A 15,848-nucleotide genomic window follows, 5' to 3' on the forward strand; every position below is an offset into this window, starting at 1 on the left:
TGCGCGGCGACTACCCTGACCACGGAGAGGAGGGCGGCTTGCTCCTGAGATTTCGCGTCGCGAACGTACGGTCCCTGCGTGATGAGCAGGAGCTGTCCTTCGTCGCGCCCGGCGACGGGCAGGACGCATCGGCGAACCCGGTGGATCTCGTGGGCGGCGGATCCCTCTCCGTGCTCCCGCTGATCGGCATTTTCGGGGCCAACGCCTCCGGCAAGTCCAACGTGCTGACCGCGATGACCGACATGCGTAACGCGGTCCTCAACTCCTACGCGCACTGGGCCTCTTACGACGGCATCCCTCGCCAGGTCTTCTCCCTGGACCCCAAGAGCGAGAGCGAACCCTCCTTCTTCGAGGTCGATGTCGTCATCGACGGGGTCCGCTGGACGTACGGCTTCGAACTCGGCGCCAAGCGTGTCGAGTCCGAATGGCTCCACAGCTATCCGAAGGGCCACCGCCAGGAATGGCTCGACCGTGACGCCTCCCGGCCGGACGTCTTCAAGTGGCCCGGCGGACGGGTCAAGGACCGGGCCCAGCTCGTACGGCGTACGCGGCCGAACGCGCTGCTGCTCTCCACGGCCGGCACGGACAACCACCCGCAGCTCTCCCCGCTGTTCCACTGGTTCCGCCGCAACTTCTGGATGATCAGCCCGGAGGTCGAGCGGGACGAGCGCGCGCGGTACACCACGAAGGAGCTGTCCGGCCCGAGGGCCACCAGGATCCAGGAGCTTCTGAGGGTCGCCGACCTCGGCATCACCGGAGCGACGGTCGTCAAGGACGGCCCGGGCCGGGACACGGTGAAGCTGACGCACCACTCGGGTGCCGGGGAGGTGTCCTTCGACTGGCAGGAGGAGTCCTACGGCACCCGGTCCTGGTTCGCACTCCTGGGCCCCCTGCTCCTCGCCCTCGACGAGGGCGCGGTCCTCCTCGTCGACGAACTCGACGCCAGCCTGCACTCCCGCTTCGCGGCCGAGGTCGTCCGGCTCTTCCACGACCCGTACGCGAACCCCAAGGGCGCCCAGCTGGTTTTCACGTCGCACGACGCGACGGTGCTCACCACCCCGAGCGGCGAGCGGCTCCTCGACCCGGCGCAGGTGTGGCTGACGGAGAAGGACAAGGACGGGGCGACCGAACTGTATCCGCTCACCGATGCGGAGCCGGGCGAGGACGAGGACCTCACGCAGTCCTATCTCGCGGGGGCCTTCGGCGGGGTTCCGGCTCTCCTGGAGGGGCAGATCGCGCGGCGGCTGCTGGTGGCACGTGAGGCCGGCGCGTACGACGGGACAGGCGAGCGAGCGGACGGGGCGGGGCGCGACTGATGGGGCGGGCGCAGAAGGGCAGGGACTCGTGGGAGCGTCCGGCCCGGCGGGGCGGGCAGCGTAAGCGCCAGGTCTTCATCTTCACCGAGGGCAAGGTGACCGAACCCTCGTATTTGGACATCCTCAAGGACCGGGGCGTCCCACTCGCCGACGAGGTCCCGGTGGAGATGCACATCGCCAACCGCAAGGCGGACAGCGGGCGTAAGCCGCTCGACCTCGTCGAGCAGGCGATCAGGCTGAAGCGCGACGAGGACCGCAAGGCGAAGCGGGCCAAGCTGGAGGCCAAGTACCTGCCTCAGTTCTGGTGCCTCTTCGACCACGACAACTACAAGTACGTCCGCGACGCACTGGACGAGGCGGAGAGGGCGGGCATCGGCGTCGCCTTCTCCCATCCGTGCTTCGAGGTGTGGCGACTCGCGCACTACAAACCGGTCAGCGGCTCGTTCGGCGGGGTGTGCGACGGGGCGGCCGGGCGGCTCCCGTTCCAGCGGGGCTCCCAGGACGCCAAGACGCCCAAGGTCGTCCTGCCGGAGCAGGTCCTGGGCCGCTACAAGGCGGCTCGGAAGAACGCCGAGCGGATGAACGGCCAGCACGCGGCGCATGTGGGCAAGTGGGACAGGGACCCTTACACGGACGTGCACGAGTTCGTGGAGAAGGCGCTGCACATCGACAGCTACTGACCCTTCTCGGCCATGATCACGCGCTGATTTCGGTATGGCCCGAGCAGGGTCATAAGGTCTCTCCGTCATCTCAGATCGGGTCGTAGGGAGTCGTACGTGGCCAAGCTCACGCTCGCCCAGCTGGAACGGCATCTGTGGGCCGCCGCGGACATTCTGCGCGGCACGATGGACGCCTCCGAGTACAAGGACTACATCTTCGGTCTGCTCTTCCTGAAGCGGGCCAACGACGAGTTCGAGGCGGCCAGGGACAGGCTCCGGCAGTACGCGGTCAAGGAGCTGAAGCTCGGCGACGAGGACCTTCCCGGCTACCTGGAGCAGCCGGGCCCCTACCGCAAGCGCGATGTGCTGTATGTGCCGGAGGAGGCTCGCTGGGCCAACGTCTCCGCCGCCAGCCACAACATCAACGAGATGACCCTGCGTCCCGCGCTGCAAGCGCTCGAGGGGCAGAACAGCAAGCTCAAGGGCCTCTTCGACCATCTCGACTTCAACCGCATCGGCGGGTCGGGCGCCGCGTCCGGCGCGGCCAAGCTCGCCGACCAGCGCCTGCAACTCCTCATCGCGCACTTCGGGCGGATCCGGCTGCGCACGGAGGACTTCGAGTTCCCCGACCTGATCGGTGCCGCGTACGAGTACCTGATCAAGGAGTTCGCGGACACGGCCGGACGCAAGGGCGGCGAGTTCTACACCCCGCGCGCCGTGGTCCGGATGATGGTCGAACTCCTCGCGCCCACCGAGAACATGAGGATCTACGACCCCTGCGTCGGCTCGGGCGGCATGCTCATCCACGCGGCGGAGTACGTGGAGGAGCACGGCGGCGACACGTCGTCGATGTTCTTCGCCGGGCAGGACGCCAACTCCGGCTCCTGGATCATGTCGACGATGAACATGGTCCTGCACGGGGTGCGCCGCTTCGACCTGGCCACCGGGGACACGCTCTCGCAACCGGCGCACGTTCCGCGCTCGGACGAGGACCGCTTCGACGGGGTGCTCAGCAATCCGCCGTTCTCCCTGGACTACGCCTTCGCGGATCTGGCACACCCCGCCGAGCGTGCCAAGTACGGGGCGACGAGCGAGCGTGGCAAGGCCGACCTGATGTTCCTCCAGCACATGCTGTGGGAGGCCAAGCGGGAGGGCCCTCGCGGCGGCATGGTGATCACGGTCATGCCGCACGGGGTGCTGTTCCGTGGCGGCGGTGAACAGGCCATTCGCAGGGAGCTGCTGGAGAAGGACGCCATCGAGGCGGTCATCGGCCTCGCGCCGAACCTCTTCTACGGGACCGGCATCCCCGCCTGCATCCTGGTGCTCCGCCCGCCGGGCCGGAAGGACCGGGCGCGGGAGGGCAAGGTGCTGTTCATCAACGCCGACCGCGAGTTCCACGCGGAGCGGGCGCAGAACGTTCTGCTCCCCGAGCACGCCGAGAAGATCGTCTCGACGTTCCACGCGTACGAGGAGGTACCCGGCTTCTCGCGGATCGTGGCCCGCGAGGAACTCGCCGCCAACGACGACAACCTCAACATCCGCCGGTACGTCGACAACACGCCGCCGCCCGAGCCGCAGGACGTGCGGGCGCACCTGGTGGGCGGGGTGCCGCGTGCCGAGATCGAGGCGAAGAAGCCGCTGCTCGACTCGTACGGGATCGGGGTGACCGACCTGTTCGTGGAGCGGGAGCCGGCGGACCCGGCGTACGTCGACTTCCGGGATGAGTCTGCGGGGGGCCGTCCGGAGCTGGGCGAGCTGGCCCAGCCCCGGGAGGAGGCGATGCGGGCGGAGTTCGGCAAGTGGTGGGAGGAGTCGGCTGCCCGTCGGTTGGAGGCGGTGGCTGCCACGCCTGAATCGCTTGCTTCGTCCACGTCCTCCGAGCGCAAGGCCGCGTTGATGGCGGTGCGGGGGCAGTTGATGGGGTCGTTCGTGGAACGGCTGAGCCGGGTGGAGTTGCTGGACAGGTACGCCTTGTCAGGTGCGGTCGCGGGTTGGTGGTGGGACGCGAAGTACGACCTGCTCGCGCTGTCGGAGAACGGGTTCGGGGGCGTTGTCGACGGGTGGGTCGAGAACGTCGACACGATGCTTTCGCCCGAACAGGACGCGCGGACCAAGAAGCTGCGGACGCGGACGGCGGCGGAGCGGCGCCAGGCGTACGACCACAAGGTGGTTGCGGCTATTGCTCCGCAGTTCCCGGAGAAGCTGGCGGAGGCCGATGCGCGTAAGGCGGAGGCTGATGCTCGGTTCAAGGAGCTGAGCGCGCGGCTTTCTGGGGGCGGGGAGGAGCCGGAGGCTGACGGGGACCCGGCCGAGGGTGAGGTCGACTCGAAGGAAGTCGCCCTGAGCGAGGAGGAGTTGGCTCAGCTCACGGCTGAGCTTGCGAAGGTGAAGAAGGCGCGCACGAAGGCGGGCGCGGACATCAAACGCCTTGAGGCGGACTTCCATCGGTATCCGTACCCGAGCGACCCGCCGACCTTGGGGGAGGAACCGCCGCGGTTGTTCCAGGCGCGGGAGGAGCTGGACGCGGAGGGGGAACGCCGGGTGGTGCTCGACCTGTTGAGGGACGACCTGGCGGCGAAGCTGGACGGGCATGTGGTGCGGTGGCAGCGGGAGCTGGCGGCTTCCTATGAGACGTGGGAGCAGAAGTACGCCGTTTCATTGCGGGAGATTCGGGCGGGGCGGGAACGGGCGGCCGGAGAGCTGGACGGGTTCCTGAAGGAGCTGGGATATGCGTGAGCTGTCTCCTGGGTGGACGTTGAATAAGGTTGGCGATCTTTTTGACATGCAGCTCGGCAAGATGCTGAGTAAGGAAGCATCGGCGGGGCCTGAGCAGCGGCGGTACCTGACCAACAAGAACGTTCAGTGGGGCAGGATCGATTTTGAAGCACTGAACTATATGAGTTTCAGCTCGGCTGAGCGCGAGAAATTTCGCCTGATTCCAGGTGACCTGCTTGTCACTGAGGGGGGTGAGATCGGGCGGACGGCGATGTGGGAAGGAGATCGCAAGGAATGCTATTTCCAGAAGTCGCTGCATCGTTTGCGGTCCCGTGGACAGATAGATTCCCGATACATGCTGCATTACATGAACTATGCGGCGCGCTGGCAGATGTTCACGGATTCGGTGGGGCAGACGAGTATCGCGCATCTGCCGCAGGACAAGTTTGCTGAACATCTTGTCGCGCACCCAGTCAACTTGGCGGAACAGCGGCGGATCGTTAGGGCGATCGATAGTGTCGCTGAGGTGGAGGGTGGAATCGAGGTATCGATCGCCAAGCTGCGCAGCGTCAGGCGCGGAGCGTTGCTGGCAGAACTGGTATCTGTTGCCCGAGCAGAGCCTTCGTCAGGATGGGTTCGCGTGCCACTCAAGGACGTTGTGCCCTCGGCCGAATATGGAATCTCGGAAGCGCTTAACAGGGACGTTGGCGGCGTTCCTGTTCTGCGGATGAATAATATCCGGGATGGGCAGATCGACGTGACAGAGCTCCGGTACTGCCCGGTGCCAGTTCCAAGGCGGCTGCTCCTCCGGCGTCAGGATGTTCTATTCAACCGGACCAATAGCATCGACCACGTCGGCAAGGCCGGCATGTGGCGCGACGAGCTGCCCAAAGCAACCTTTGCGTCGTACCTGGTGCGCCTGGTTCCTGACCTGCAGCGCCTGACCCCGGAGTACCTCGTCGAGTGGTTGATGCATCCCCTCGTTCGGCAGCGGGTGCGGTCGATTTCGACGGTTGCGGTGCAGCAGGTGAATGTCAATCCATCCCGGCTTCGGGAGGTGGAGATCGATCTTCCGGTTGACCTGGCTGAACAGCGGCGCATCGTAGCCACGCTGGAGGCGTGCGACGAGCAGATCAGGCGTGAGAACGAAGAACTGAACAAGCTCCGCGAACTCAAGCAGGGGCTTGTGGACGACTTGCTGTCGGGACGGGTTGCGGTATCCGCTGCGGCGGCCTGAGCGGGCGACGTCCGGCCCGCGCCATAAGGCGGGCCGGACTAATCGTGGCGGTGAGTAGTCACGTGGAGAGGTATCCGTTCTTGACCCCTGCAACGAACGACGCCCACCCAGCCGACGGGAAGACCAATGCGGGGCCCTGCGGCGCCTTCGAGTCCCGAACCGGCACACCGGTCGGGTAGCCGTCCAGGACTTCGATGCAGCTGCCGCCTTCGTTGCCGCTGTACTTCGACCTGCGCCAGCCGTGCAGGGTGGATGCGTCGGCAATGGTGTGATCATTCACTGGTTTCGTAGTCCTTTGCTCTTGCCTGACTCAAGCGCCGACGCTCCCGGCGTCTGCCGCTGCGGACCTCAAGCAGCCTTGGCCGCAGCTACATTGCGCGCACGGTGTGCAAGCTCACGTACCGGCCTGGAGGTCGGGTGTCGGCGCAGTTCCGTACTCATCGTCCGGAAATGGTCGTCACCGCGGTTGGACGAGACGTGTTCGTACTCGTCCAGGAACCGTGACCAGCTCTCGCAGGCTGCGTCCAAGTGGCCGACGCGTAGCTGACGTTGCGCGAGGAGCGCGTAGGCGTGTACGCGGCCTTGGCGTTCCTGTTTCGGCTGGAGGCGGATCGACTGCTTCAGGGCCTTGATCGAGCCTGCGAAATCCTTCTCCTCGTACAGCACGTGGGAGACGTGGAAGAGATAGGCGGTCTGGTCGTAGCCGCCGATCGCGTCTCTGCGATTGTCCGCCTTCGACAGTGCGTCTTCCGCCTCTTTCAGACGGGCGTGGGCTTGTTGCTTCAGGCCCACCATGGACGCGGAATGCGCCTGCTGACCGCGTAGGAACGCCACGAGACGCGGGCCCGCAGAGGGGGCTGCCTCTGCTGCGGAGTCCGCGAGTTCCAGGGCCTTGGCGCCGTACCCTAGGTTGGAGGCCTGGAGGGACATGCCACGTAGGGTCCGGCAGTAGGTGACGTGGTCCTCCGCCTCGCGCGCCAGGCCGAGAGCTTGGACGTAGTAGCGCTGCCCGAGGCCGTGGGCCTTCTCGTACATGGCCATCCAGCCGGTCAGGTACGTGAGGTCGGACGCGGCGGCCAGCATGTCCTTGCGGACAGGTTCCGTGGCCTGTGCCTGGAGCCAGGGGCCGACCGTGTTCACGAGGAACGCGGACGCCATGGGCATCGCGTGCCCGGCGCCGAGTTCGTCGAGGATGTCCGCGATCCGGTCGGTCATGGTGCGGATCGACTGCACCTGTGAAGCACCGATACGGACGGTCTTCTTGCCAGGAGTCACCGAGTCGTCTGTTGCTCGCGCGGGGAGGGTGAACGCCGGAACTGACAGTGCGGCGGAGAAGACCGTGGCAGCCAGCACGCTGCGGCGGGATGGATCCATGGTTGCCCTTCCAAGGTCGATCAACTCCTCGACAGTGTCAGTGCTTTGGGAGCCCATGAGCGATGGCGCGGGCTTCAGACCAGCTTCCGCGTGGGTGACGGGGCGTCCCAGCCGCGCCGAAAGCGCCTCGACGATCAGCGCCCTGACCTGAGGTTTTGGCTGGACCCCTGCGATCCAGTGCGCGACTGCGGTGCGGTCGTACGTGAGGTCGAGTCCTGCCTGGGGGCCGAGGCGGTTCACCTGCTGTGCGAGCTGGGTCCTGGTCCATCGTGCCTGGTCAAGCAGGTTGTCCAGGGCGCGGTTGGGGGTGCGCTTCCGTGCCATGTCCTCAACTCCCGACGGCTTGCATGGTGTTCAACGACGGCGTTCACGGTGTTCACGGTCCCACCGTCTTCCAACGGTACCTGCGGAGGGTGTCCGAGCGGTTACCTCTTGCACAGGCGCCGAGTGATCTCGGCCGAAAGCAAGGACCCCCGCGACCGCTTGCGACGGCCCGGGGGCATGGCCCTCAACCACTGTGGAGTTGAGAACGTGTTGCACCATATCGCTCGCCTCGTCGAGCCGCTTCTGCGGCTGCTGTGGCCCGCCTCCGGACGGCACCGGCACTCCGTCGGGGGCAGGGCATCCCTCGCCCCCGTACTTGCCGCCCCCGTCGCACCCGGCCGCCGCCCCTCCCCGCACGAGGCCCTCCTCCGTGGGGAGGACTCCCCGCTCGTCCGCCCCTACCTCCTCGCCCACGAGCAACGCGAGCAGGCCAAACGACAGCGCGCCCGGCGACGAGTCCTCTGGCTCGCCGTGCACGGCGTCGACGTAGGGCCACGGCGCATCCACCGTGTCGACGTCGGCTCCCGGCGGAGCCACGCCACCAAGGTGGCCGTCGCATGATCTACAAGAGCCACGACGCCGCCACCACAACCACCCGCCCCCGCCTCCTCCCCTGGTCCAACCCCGAAGGCAACCCCTGCTACCTCGTCGCCGACGCCTCCGGCACCGGGCCTCTCTCCCGCGTCGCCGACAACGTCGAGGCCGTCCAGCTCGGCATGGCCGGCGACCTCCTCGACCATGCCGCCGATCTCCTCGATGACGCCAAGGCCACCGAGCCTCAACTCCGTGTCCTGGCGGCCCGGTTGACCGAATCCCTGCACGACGTGCACCGCATCGCCCGCAGCCGGGGCGCCCGCCTCCCCGTCCCGGACGATGATGACGACGAGGTTCCTGAGGAGGATCCCGGCGCCTGACCCCCCGCCTCCACCGAGCGTGCGGACGTACCAGCACAAAGTTCCATACGTCCGCGCGCTCGTCCATGTCCCGTGCCTGGATCCCTTCCCCTCACCCCGCTCCCTGGGCACAGAATGGATCTCCGGGGAACGGCGGGACGTACGGAGAGGCGCGGGGCTGTGGTGGTGCACGTCGAGCGGGACGAGGTGGAGCGGCCGTTAGTCGCGCAGTTGGAGGCCATGGGGTGGACGCACGTCCCGGGCGCGGAGTTGGACACGCTTGACGCGGCCCGGCCGTTACTCGTCGACCAACTCGCGCCCGCGCTACGGCGGATCAACCTCCGGGGTGGTGACGGTCAGCCTTGGATGGGTGACGACGACATCCAGCGGGCGGTCAACGAGCTGGCCTCCCTCTCCCTCGGCAGCGGCGTCGTTCAGGCGAACCTCGCCGCCACCGACATGCTGCTCCACGGCTGGACGCTGCCCTCGCCCTCCGCCGCGCACGGTGGTCCGTCCGCCACCGTCCAGTACGTCGAGTGGCATCCGGACCTCGTCACGCGCAACACCTTCACCGTCGTCGACCAGCTCCGCGTGCGCAGCCGCTCCGGGGAGCTGTCGATACTCGACCTCGTCCTCTTCGTGAACGGCATCCCGCTCGTCGCCGTCGAGTGCAAGAGCCCCGATCTCGCCGAGCCCGTCCGCAGCGCCGTGCTCGATCTCCGGCACTACGCCGGGAACCCCGTTCCGGACCTCGACGCCACCGTTACTCCGGTCCCCGCCGGTGTGCCGGAACTGTTCCGGACCGTGCAGCTCCTCGTCGCCGCGACCGGCGAGACCGCCTACCTGGGGACCGTCACCTCCGAGCCCGAGCACTTCCACCCGTGGCGCAGCGTCGAACCGGAGGAGGAGAGCACACTGCGGCGGGAACTGCGTACCGCCGGACTGCTCGCGGACGGCGCCGACCCGGCCGCGCCCCCGCCGCTCGGCGAGCAGCAGAAGCTCGTCGGTGTGGTCCTGCGGCCGGCCGCCCTGCTCAACGTCGTACGGCACTACGTGATCCCGATGGCCATCGAGTCGGACGCGCGCGGCGGGGCTGTACGGACCGTGAAGGCCGTCGCCCGGCACCAGCAGTACCGGGCCGCCGAGAAGGCCGTACGCAGACTGCTGACCGGGCGGGCCCGTGCCGGGCATGACACCGAGGACGAGCGCGGCGGTGTCATCTGGCACACGCAGGGCTCCGGCAAGTCGCTGACCATGACGTTCCTGGTGCGGCGCGTGCATCTGCACCATCGGCTCAGCGAGTTCATGGTGGTCGTGGTCACCGACCGCACCCAGTTGCAGACCCAGCTCTCGCGGACGCTGAAACTCAGCGAGTCCGATGTCGAGACGGCGAAGACCCGGACGCAGATGGAAGGGCTGCTGCGCGACGGCGGGCGGCGTGTCGTCTTCGGCATGATCCAGAAGTACGGGACCGGCTTCTCCTTCGCCGGGGACGCGGAAGGCACCGGGGACGACCGGGATCTGACGGGAGGGGGAGCAGGCCGGAGTGAGGACGAGACCCCCGGCCCGGTACCGAACTTCCCCGAGTGCAACACCTCACCGCACATGCTCGTCCTCGTCGACGAGGCACACCGCTCCCACACCAGCGTCCTGCACGCCGCCCTGCGCAAGGCGATCCCGAACGCCGCCAAGATCGGGTTCACGGGTACGCCGATCATCACCGGGCGCGAGGAGGACACACGCCGGATCTTCGGGCGGGGCGACTCGCCGCGGGGCTTCCTCGACGAGTACCGGATGGAGGACGCCGAGCACGACGGCGTCGTCGTCCGTATCCGCTATGAGGGACGGACGGGGGAGGGCGAGGTCCGTGACGGGGAAGTCCTCGACAAGGGGTTCGACGACCTCGTCCGGGACCGCACCCCCGAGGAGCGGGCCGCGCTGCTCAAGCGGTGGCCCACCGAGCGGGACGTCACCGAGTCCGTTCCCATGATCGAGGCGAAGGCCGAGGACATGCTGGAGCACTGGGTGACCACCGTGCTGCCCGGCGGCTTCAAGGCACAGGTCGCTGCCGTCAGCCGGAAGGCGGCCGTGCAGTACCACCACGCCCTGCGCAAGGCCCGCGACGAACTGCTGGCGCAGCTGGCCGGGTTCGACCCGGAGTCGGTGACGGGGACACCGCTGGAGAAGCTGTCCGCCAGACAGCGCTATCTCCACCAGGCTCACCAGTTCCGGGCATTGCTGCGGCGGATCGACTTCGTTCCCGTCATCTCCCCGGGTTCCGGCCACAAGCGGGGAGAATGGAGGGAGTGGACCGACGCCGGCCGCCAGGAGGCGTACACCGAGCGCTTCCAGAAGGCGTTCCCCGAGCTGGCACCGGATCCGGAGTGGGTCGCCGTGACCCCCTTCAACCCACCGCAGGCCCCGACCCCTCCCGCCCATCCCACCGGCAGTATGAACGCTCCGTGGTCCGGTGCCGCGAACAGCGAGCCGCCGCCGCTCCCCACCTCGGTGCCCGACCCCGTGCACCCCGACAGCCCCATCGCGTTCCTGATCGTGAAGTCCATGCTGCTTACGGGCTTCGACGCCCCGCGCGAACAGGTGCTCTACCTGGACCGGCCGATCCGGGACGCCGAGCTGCTTCAGGCCGTCGCGCGCGTCAACCGCACCTCGCCCGGCAAGGAGGTCGGTTACGTCGTCGACTACTACGGCGTCTTCGAGCACCTCTCCAGCGCACTCGCCGGATACCGGAACGTCGACGTCACCGACACCATGCGCGATCTGTCCTACGAGGTGGACAAGCTCCGGCCCGCCGCCCAGGAGGTCCGCGACTTCCTGCGGCGCAACGGCATCGACGACGCGCAGCTCGACCAGCTCGGCAAGCTGGGACCTGCAGCCCGCGCCTTGGAGCCCGAAGACCTGCGGTTCGCCTTCGACGAGGTGCTGCACACGTTCCTCGCCACCCTCGAACGCGTCCTTCCGCACGAGGACGCCCTGGACTACGTGGCGGATGCCCGGCGCTGGAGCCTGCTCCAGAAGCGGGTGCGGCGGCTGTACCGGGATGCCGAGGGCGGCACGTTCACTCTGCGTCGGTACGGGCGCAAGGTACGGGCGATGATCGCCGACCACCTCGAAGGACCGGAGATCGACCAGGTCATCCCGCCGGTCTCGCTCACGGCCCTGCCCTTCGACGACGCCGTGCGGCGGCTGCCGCCGCAGGAGGCGGCGGCGGAGATGGGCCACGCGCTCCGCTTCCATCTGGAGGAGCGGACGAAGCGGGAGGACCCCGCGAAGTACGAGCGACTCTCCAAGCGACTGGAGGAGATCCTGCGCACGATGCCGGGGCGCTTCGAGGAGCAGATCGAGGAGTTCGGCCCGCTGATCGAGGAGGCACGGCAGGAGCAGGAGGAATCCCCGGAACTCGCCGGTCTCACGCCGCTCGAACAGCGGGTGTACCGGCTGGTGGAGCAGATCCTGGAGGACACACCCGGGATCAGGCTCTCCGACGGCGGGGACGTCAGGCGGCTTACGGGCAGGGTGTGCGACATGGCCACCGGGGTCATGGCCAGGGCGTCGTACCAGGGGCAGCACCAGGACATCAGCAGTCTGGCCGGAGACCTCCAGGACGTTCTGCTCAGTGGCGATGTCCGGCCCGTCGGCGGGGACTGGGTGTCGTTGGCGAACGCGGCCGAGCGCCTGGCGTCCTTCGCGCAGGACAACCTGCGGCAGTTCCGGAGCAGGGCGAGGGGAGAATAGGCGGGTGACCGCGCCGGCCGATCCCTCGACAGACCCCGCCTCCGGAGCACTCCTCACCGTGGACGGGCTGTCTCTGCGGGTGCGTGCCAGCGCCCGCAGGAAGCGGTTCGCACTGACAGTCGAGGCCGACGCGACCCTCACTCTGCACACCCCGGCCGGGCGTTCGACGGCCGAGGCGGAGCAGTTCGTCCGCGCGCACCGGGATTGGCTCCTGACGAAGCGGCGGGAGCGGGAGCGCACCCGCCCGCTCAGCCCCGTCAAGCAGCTCGTCGACGGAGAGGTCTTCCGCTATCTGGGGAGGACGTACCGGCTGGCCGTGTCCGGTGAGGAGGGGGCTACCGGAGGGGTTCGGCTGATCGCGGGGCGCCTTGTCATGGGTCCGGATCTGGCGGCGGAGCCACGGGCGGGCCGGGCGGCGCTGGTCGACTGGTACTGCCGGGCCGGCCGGAACTGGACGGGACAGCGGCTTCAGCCCTGGGCGGCCCGCATGGGGGTGACCGAGCCGGAACTCGACGTGCGGGACCTGGGGGACCGATGGGGCTCGTACCGGCCGCCGCAGGCCGGGGCGGGCGCCAAGGGGCTGATGAGTCTCGGGTGGCCGCTCTTCCAGCTGCCCATGCATTTGATCGACTACGTCATCGCCCATGAACTGGCCCACGTGAAGGTGTCCGGGCACCGGGAGGACTTCTGGCGGTTGCTGCGGACCGCGCTGCCCGAGTACGAGGAGCGGCGCGCGGACCTCGACGAGCTGGGGCGGCGGCTCTGGATGGGTGATGTCCGGTGAGCCGGGCTGAACTCCTCTTGCGGTAGAGGAGTTCAGCCACGGTGAGACCTACCAGATCGACTCGACCCACTCCGGGTGGTCGATGAACGGGTTGCGGTTGTGCTGGTAGGAGGCGTGGATGATGTCGTTGCGGCGCCGTTCGAAGGCGTCCGGCGGGTCCTCCTGGTGCCAGGCCTTGAGCACGGAGAGCTTGCCGATGTACGGGTTGCTGCCGTTGTTGACCTGGCCGTTCACCTCCAGGTCGGCCCAGCCGTCGCCGCCCTCGTAGCGGACCGCCATGTAGAAGATCATGCGGGCCACGTCGCCCTTGACGGCGTCGCGGGGCTCGAAGGAGTCGGAGTCGGTGAGGCTGCCGCCGCTGTCGGTGAAGGCGCTGCCGCCGTTGTCGAAGTCCTTGTTGCCCCGGATGGAGTTGACCCGGACGTCCGAGGGGCGCAGGTGGTGGATGTCGGTGCCGGGGCCGGTGGAGGTGCCGAAGTCGCCGTGCGACTTGGCCCAGACGTGCTCGCGGTTCCAGTCGCCGGTGTCGCCGCCGTTGAGGGACTTGCTGCGGGAGATGCCCGAGTACAGCAGGATCACGTTGTTGCTGTTGTTCGGGTCCTGGTCGGTGACCTTCAGAGCGTTCCAGACCGCCGAGTACGAGATCTTCGTCTGGTCGCTGATGATCGTGTGGAGGGCGTCCTTGAGGGCGGCGCCGGACTTGCCGGCGGCGTCGTCGTAGTACGCCGGGTCGTAGGACGCCGCCGTGACCGCGGCGGTCGTGGCCGTGGCCGTCGTGGTGGTCAGGGCGGGCACGGAGAGGCCGGCGAGGAGCGTGGCCGTGGCGAGCGCCACCGCTGTACGGCGGCGGGGGCGTGGGCGTATCGCGAGCATGTGGGGTGTCCGATCTACGCGGGTTGCACGAAGGTGATACCCGCGAGAGTGACATGCACATGCAGTCAGGGAGGTGAAGGGAACGTGGCGATTGCGTGACGGGTCACGCCCGGCAGCGGCGGCCCATGGGGTCGGCGGGTCGGCGCCGTCCCGGGGAGACCGAGCGGGGTGCTGACGTGCGGTCCGCAGGGGTCAGCGGCGGGGGAGTGCGCCCAGGAGGCCGATGGTCAGGGCCTGTTGCAGGGACTCCCTCGGCTCCACGTGGAAGCGCGCCAGGTCGGGCTCGGCCTCGTAGGCCGCCAGCAGGCTGGGCGGAGGCGTGGCGTACGCCGACAGCGCGCCGGCCAGGGTCATGGTCAGCAGGCTGAACAGCGTCGCTTTCTCGCCCAGTTCCGGCAGGTGCCTCCGCAGCAGGGTGGTCATGGTGGTGAGGCGCTCCAGCGAAGCGCGCTTGTAGCGCGCCACCACCTCGACGGAGACGTTGTGCTCCAGGACGCTGCCCTGCGCGCCGAAGAGGTCGCACATCGCCATGCGGCCGGAGAGCGAGCGGCTGAGGATCTCGGCCACCGCCTCCGCGCGCTCGGCCAGGGGCAGATCGTCGTCGACGCCGGCGGCCAGTTCGTCCGCCAGTTCCGTCAGCCACTCCCGCAGGAAGCGGTCCAGCAGTTCCAGCAGCACGGCCTCGCGGGACTCGAAGTAGCGCAGCACGTTCGGCTTCGCCAGGCCCACCCGGCGGCTGAGCTCGTTCAGGGTGAGCGCGGCCACGGGCATCTCGTTGAGCATGGCCGACGCCGTGTCGAGGATCGCCCGTCTGCGTATCTCCCGCTGCTCCTCGGTTCGCGCCCGCTGAAATGTCACGAGCGCCAGCCTAACTTAAGTACCCCCGGTACGTTGACAATGTACCGGCGGTACCTTAGCGTCGGGAGTGCAAGATACCTTCGGTACGTTACTCGGCTGGGAGCCTGGCATGAAGGAAAAGTGGACGACCGCGAACATCCCGGACCAGCGCGGGCGGGTGGCCGTGGTGACCGGCGCGAACACGGGACTGGGGTACGAGACCGCCAAGGCGCTCGCCGAGCGCGGGGCGTCCGTGGTGCTCGCCGTGCGTGACGTCGCGAAGGGCGAGCGGGCCGCGGCTCGCATGACCGGCGACGTGACCGTGCGGGAGCTGGACCTGGCCTCGCTCGACTCCGTCCGGACAGCGGCGGACGCGCTGCGGTCCCGGCTCGACCGGCTCGACCTGCTGATCAACAACGCCGGCGTGATGTACACCCCGAAGCAGACCACCCGCGACGGCTTCGAGATGCAGTTCGGCACCAACCACCTCGGCCACTTCGCGCTCACCGGGCTGCTGCTCGACCTGATGCTGCCGGTGCCCGGGTCCCGCGTGGTGACGGTCAGCAGCACCGGCCACCGCATCCGGGCCGCGATCCACTTCGACGACCTGCAGTGGGAGCGGTCGTACGGCCGGGCCGCCGCCTACGGCCAGTCCAAGCTGGCCAATCTGATGTTCACCTACGAGCTGCAGCGCCGGCTCGGCCCGCACGGCACCACCGTCGCGGTGGCCGCGCACCCCGGCATCTCCAGCACCGAACTCACCCGCAACTCCCCCGCGGCCTTCCGGCTCCCGCTCACCTGGCTCGCGCCGCTGATCGCCCAGTCGGCGGCGATGGGCGCGCTGCCGACCCTGCGCGCCGCCACCGACCCCGCCGTGCTCGGCGGCCAGTACTACGGTCCCGGCGGACGCCTGGAGGCCAAGGGCCACCCCCGGCTGGTCACCTCCAGCCCGGCTTCGTACGAGATCGCCGTCCAGCAGCGGCTGTGGGCCGTCTCCGAGGACCTCACCGGGGTGCGGTTCCCCGCCGTCCGCTCCCACCGGAACGCCGCCCCCTCCGGCCCGGCCGCCACGAGGTGACCCGG

At 68.5% G+C, this 15,848-nt stretch carries 13 protein-coding genes; 9 read left to right on the forward strand and 4 right to left on the reverse strand.

Translation table 11 applies throughout. From position 1 onward, the window contains the following. Positions 1–38 precede the first annotated feature (38 nt). From ACIF9R_RS30795 to ACIF9R_RS30810, 4 genes are all read left to right on the forward strand, one after another. Positions 39–1,316 carry an ATP/GTP-binding protein gene (locus tag ACIF9R_RS30795; RefSeq protein ID WP_399985679.1) on the forward strand — a complete coding sequence of 426 codons (1,278 nt, stop codon included), beginning with the start codon at positions 39–41 and terminating at the stop codon, positions 1,314–1,316. After that, positions 1,316–1,996 carry an RloB family protein gene (locus tag ACIF9R_RS30800; protein ID WP_399985680.1) on the forward strand — a complete coding sequence of 227 codons (681 nt, stop codon included), beginning with the start codon at positions 1,316–1,318 and terminating at the stop codon, positions 1,994–1,996. The genes ACIF9R_RS30795 and ACIF9R_RS30800 overlap by 1 nt, the downstream gene beginning before the upstream one ends. 96 nt (positions 1,997–2,092) lie before the next feature. Beyond that, the gene (locus ACIF9R_RS30805; protein ID WP_399985681.1) at positions 2,093–4,711 is read left to right on the forward strand and encodes an N-6 DNA methylase; all 2,619 of its coding nucleotides are present in this window, start codon (positions 2,093–2,095) and stop codon (positions 4,709–4,711) included. Beyond that, positions 4,704–5,927: a restriction endonuclease subunit S gene (locus ACIF9R_RS30810; RefSeq protein WP_399985682.1), complete on the forward strand. Its 1,224-nt coding sequence runs from the start codon at positions 4,704–4,706 to the stop codon at positions 5,925–5,927. The genes ACIF9R_RS30805 and ACIF9R_RS30810 overlap by 8 nt, the downstream gene beginning before the upstream one ends. 58 nt (positions 5,928–5,985) lie before the next feature. Here the strand turns inward: ACIF9R_RS30810 and ACIF9R_RS30815 are convergent, their stop codons facing one another. Together ACIF9R_RS30815 and ACIF9R_RS30820 are read right to left on the reverse strand one after the other, a co-directional pair. Next, positions 5,986–6,207 (reverse strand): DUF397 domain-containing protein, encoded by a 222-nt coding sequence (locus tag ACIF9R_RS30815; protein ID WP_399985683.1) that lies wholly within the window; start codon positions 6,205–6,207, stop codon positions 5,986–5,988. A 68-nt stretch (positions 6,208–6,275) separates the two neighbouring features. Further along, entirely contained in the window at positions 6,276–7,625 is a 1,350-nt protein-coding gene (locus ACIF9R_RS30820) for a tol-pal system YbgF family protein (protein ID WP_399985684.1), read from the reverse strand. 207 nt (positions 7,626–7,832) lie between these two features. Between ACIF9R_RS30820 and ACIF9R_RS30825 the strand changes: the two genes are divergently transcribed. From ACIF9R_RS30825 to ACIF9R_RS30840, 4 genes are all read left to right on the forward strand, one after another. Then, positions 7,833–8,186: a hypothetical protein gene (locus ACIF9R_RS30825; RefSeq protein ID WP_399985685.1), complete on the forward strand. Its 354-nt coding sequence runs from the start codon at positions 7,833–7,835 to the stop codon at positions 8,184–8,186. Then, a complete protein-coding gene (locus ACIF9R_RS30830; protein WP_399985686.1) occupies positions 8,183–8,539 on the forward strand; it encodes a hypothetical protein in 357 nt (118 codons plus the stop codon). Before ACIF9R_RS30825 ends, ACIF9R_RS30830 begins: the two co-directional genes overlap by 4 nt. 159 nt (positions 8,540–8,698) lie before the next feature. Continuing rightward, positions 8,699–12,271, forward strand: coding sequence for a type I restriction endonuclease subunit R (locus tag ACIF9R_RS30835; RefSeq protein ID WP_399985687.1), 3,573 nt, complete (start codon positions 8,699–8,701; stop codon positions 12,269–12,271). A 4-nt stretch (positions 12,272–12,275) separates the two neighbouring features. Then, entirely contained in the window at positions 12,276–13,055 is a 780-nt protein-coding gene (locus ACIF9R_RS30840; RefSeq protein WP_399985688.1) for a M48 family metallopeptidase, read from the forward strand. A 48-nt stretch (positions 13,056–13,103) separates the two neighbouring features. Here ACIF9R_RS30840 and ACIF9R_RS30845 read toward each other — a convergent pair whose 3' ends face one another. Then, positions 13,104–13,928 (reverse strand): endonuclease I family protein, encoded by an 825-nt coding sequence (locus ACIF9R_RS30845; RefSeq protein ID WP_399985689.1) that lies wholly within the window; start codon positions 13,926–13,928, stop codon positions 13,104–13,106. Positions 13,929–14,120: 192 nt separating this feature from the next. Then, positions 14,121–14,786 carry a TetR/AcrR family transcriptional regulator gene (locus ACIF9R_RS30850; RefSeq protein WP_399985690.1) on the reverse strand — a complete coding sequence of 222 codons (666 nt, stop codon included), beginning with the start codon at positions 14,784–14,786 and terminating at the stop codon, positions 14,121–14,123. A 109-nt stretch (positions 14,787–14,895) separates the two neighbouring features. Here ACIF9R_RS30850 and ACIF9R_RS30855 point away from each other — a divergent pair, with 109 nt between their 5' ends. Further along, entirely contained in the window at positions 14,896–15,843 is a 948-nt protein-coding gene (locus ACIF9R_RS30855) for an SDR family NAD(P)-dependent oxidoreductase (RefSeq protein ID WP_399985691.1), read from the forward strand. The last annotated feature ends 5 nt before the right edge of the window (positions 15,844–15,848 follow it).

The sequence above is a fragment of the Streptomyces sp. NPDC086080 genome, assembly GCF_044540255.1.
Lineage (GTDB): Bacteria > Actinomycetota > Actinomycetes > Streptomycetales > Streptomycetaceae > Streptomyces.

Bases quoted from the DNA above. Each gene is read 5' to 3' on its own strand.
- ACIF9R_RS30800 (WP_399985680.1), top strand. From the start codon at position 1,316: ATGGGGCGGGCGCAGAAGGGCAGGGACTCGTGGGAGCGTCCGGCCCGG.
- ACIF9R_RS30810 (WP_399985682.1), top strand. From the start codon at position 4,704: ATGCGTGAGCTGTCTCCTGGGTGGACGTTGAATAAGGTTGGCGATCTT.
- ACIF9R_RS30820 (WP_399985684.1), bottom strand. From the start codon at position 7,625: ATGGCACGGAAGCGCACCCCCAACCGCGCCCTGGACAACCTGCTTGAC.
- ACIF9R_RS30830 (WP_399985686.1), top strand. From the start codon at position 8,183: ATGATCTACAAGAGCCACGACGCCGCCACCACAACCACCCGCCCCCGC.
- ACIF9R_RS30845 (WP_399985689.1), bottom strand. From the start codon at position 13,928: ATGCTCGCGATACGCCCACGCCCCCGCCGCCGTACAGCGGTGGCGCTC.
- ACIF9R_RS30855 (WP_399985691.1), top strand. From the start codon at position 14,896: ATGAAGGAAAAGTGGACGACCGCGAACATCCCGGACCAGCGCGGGCGG.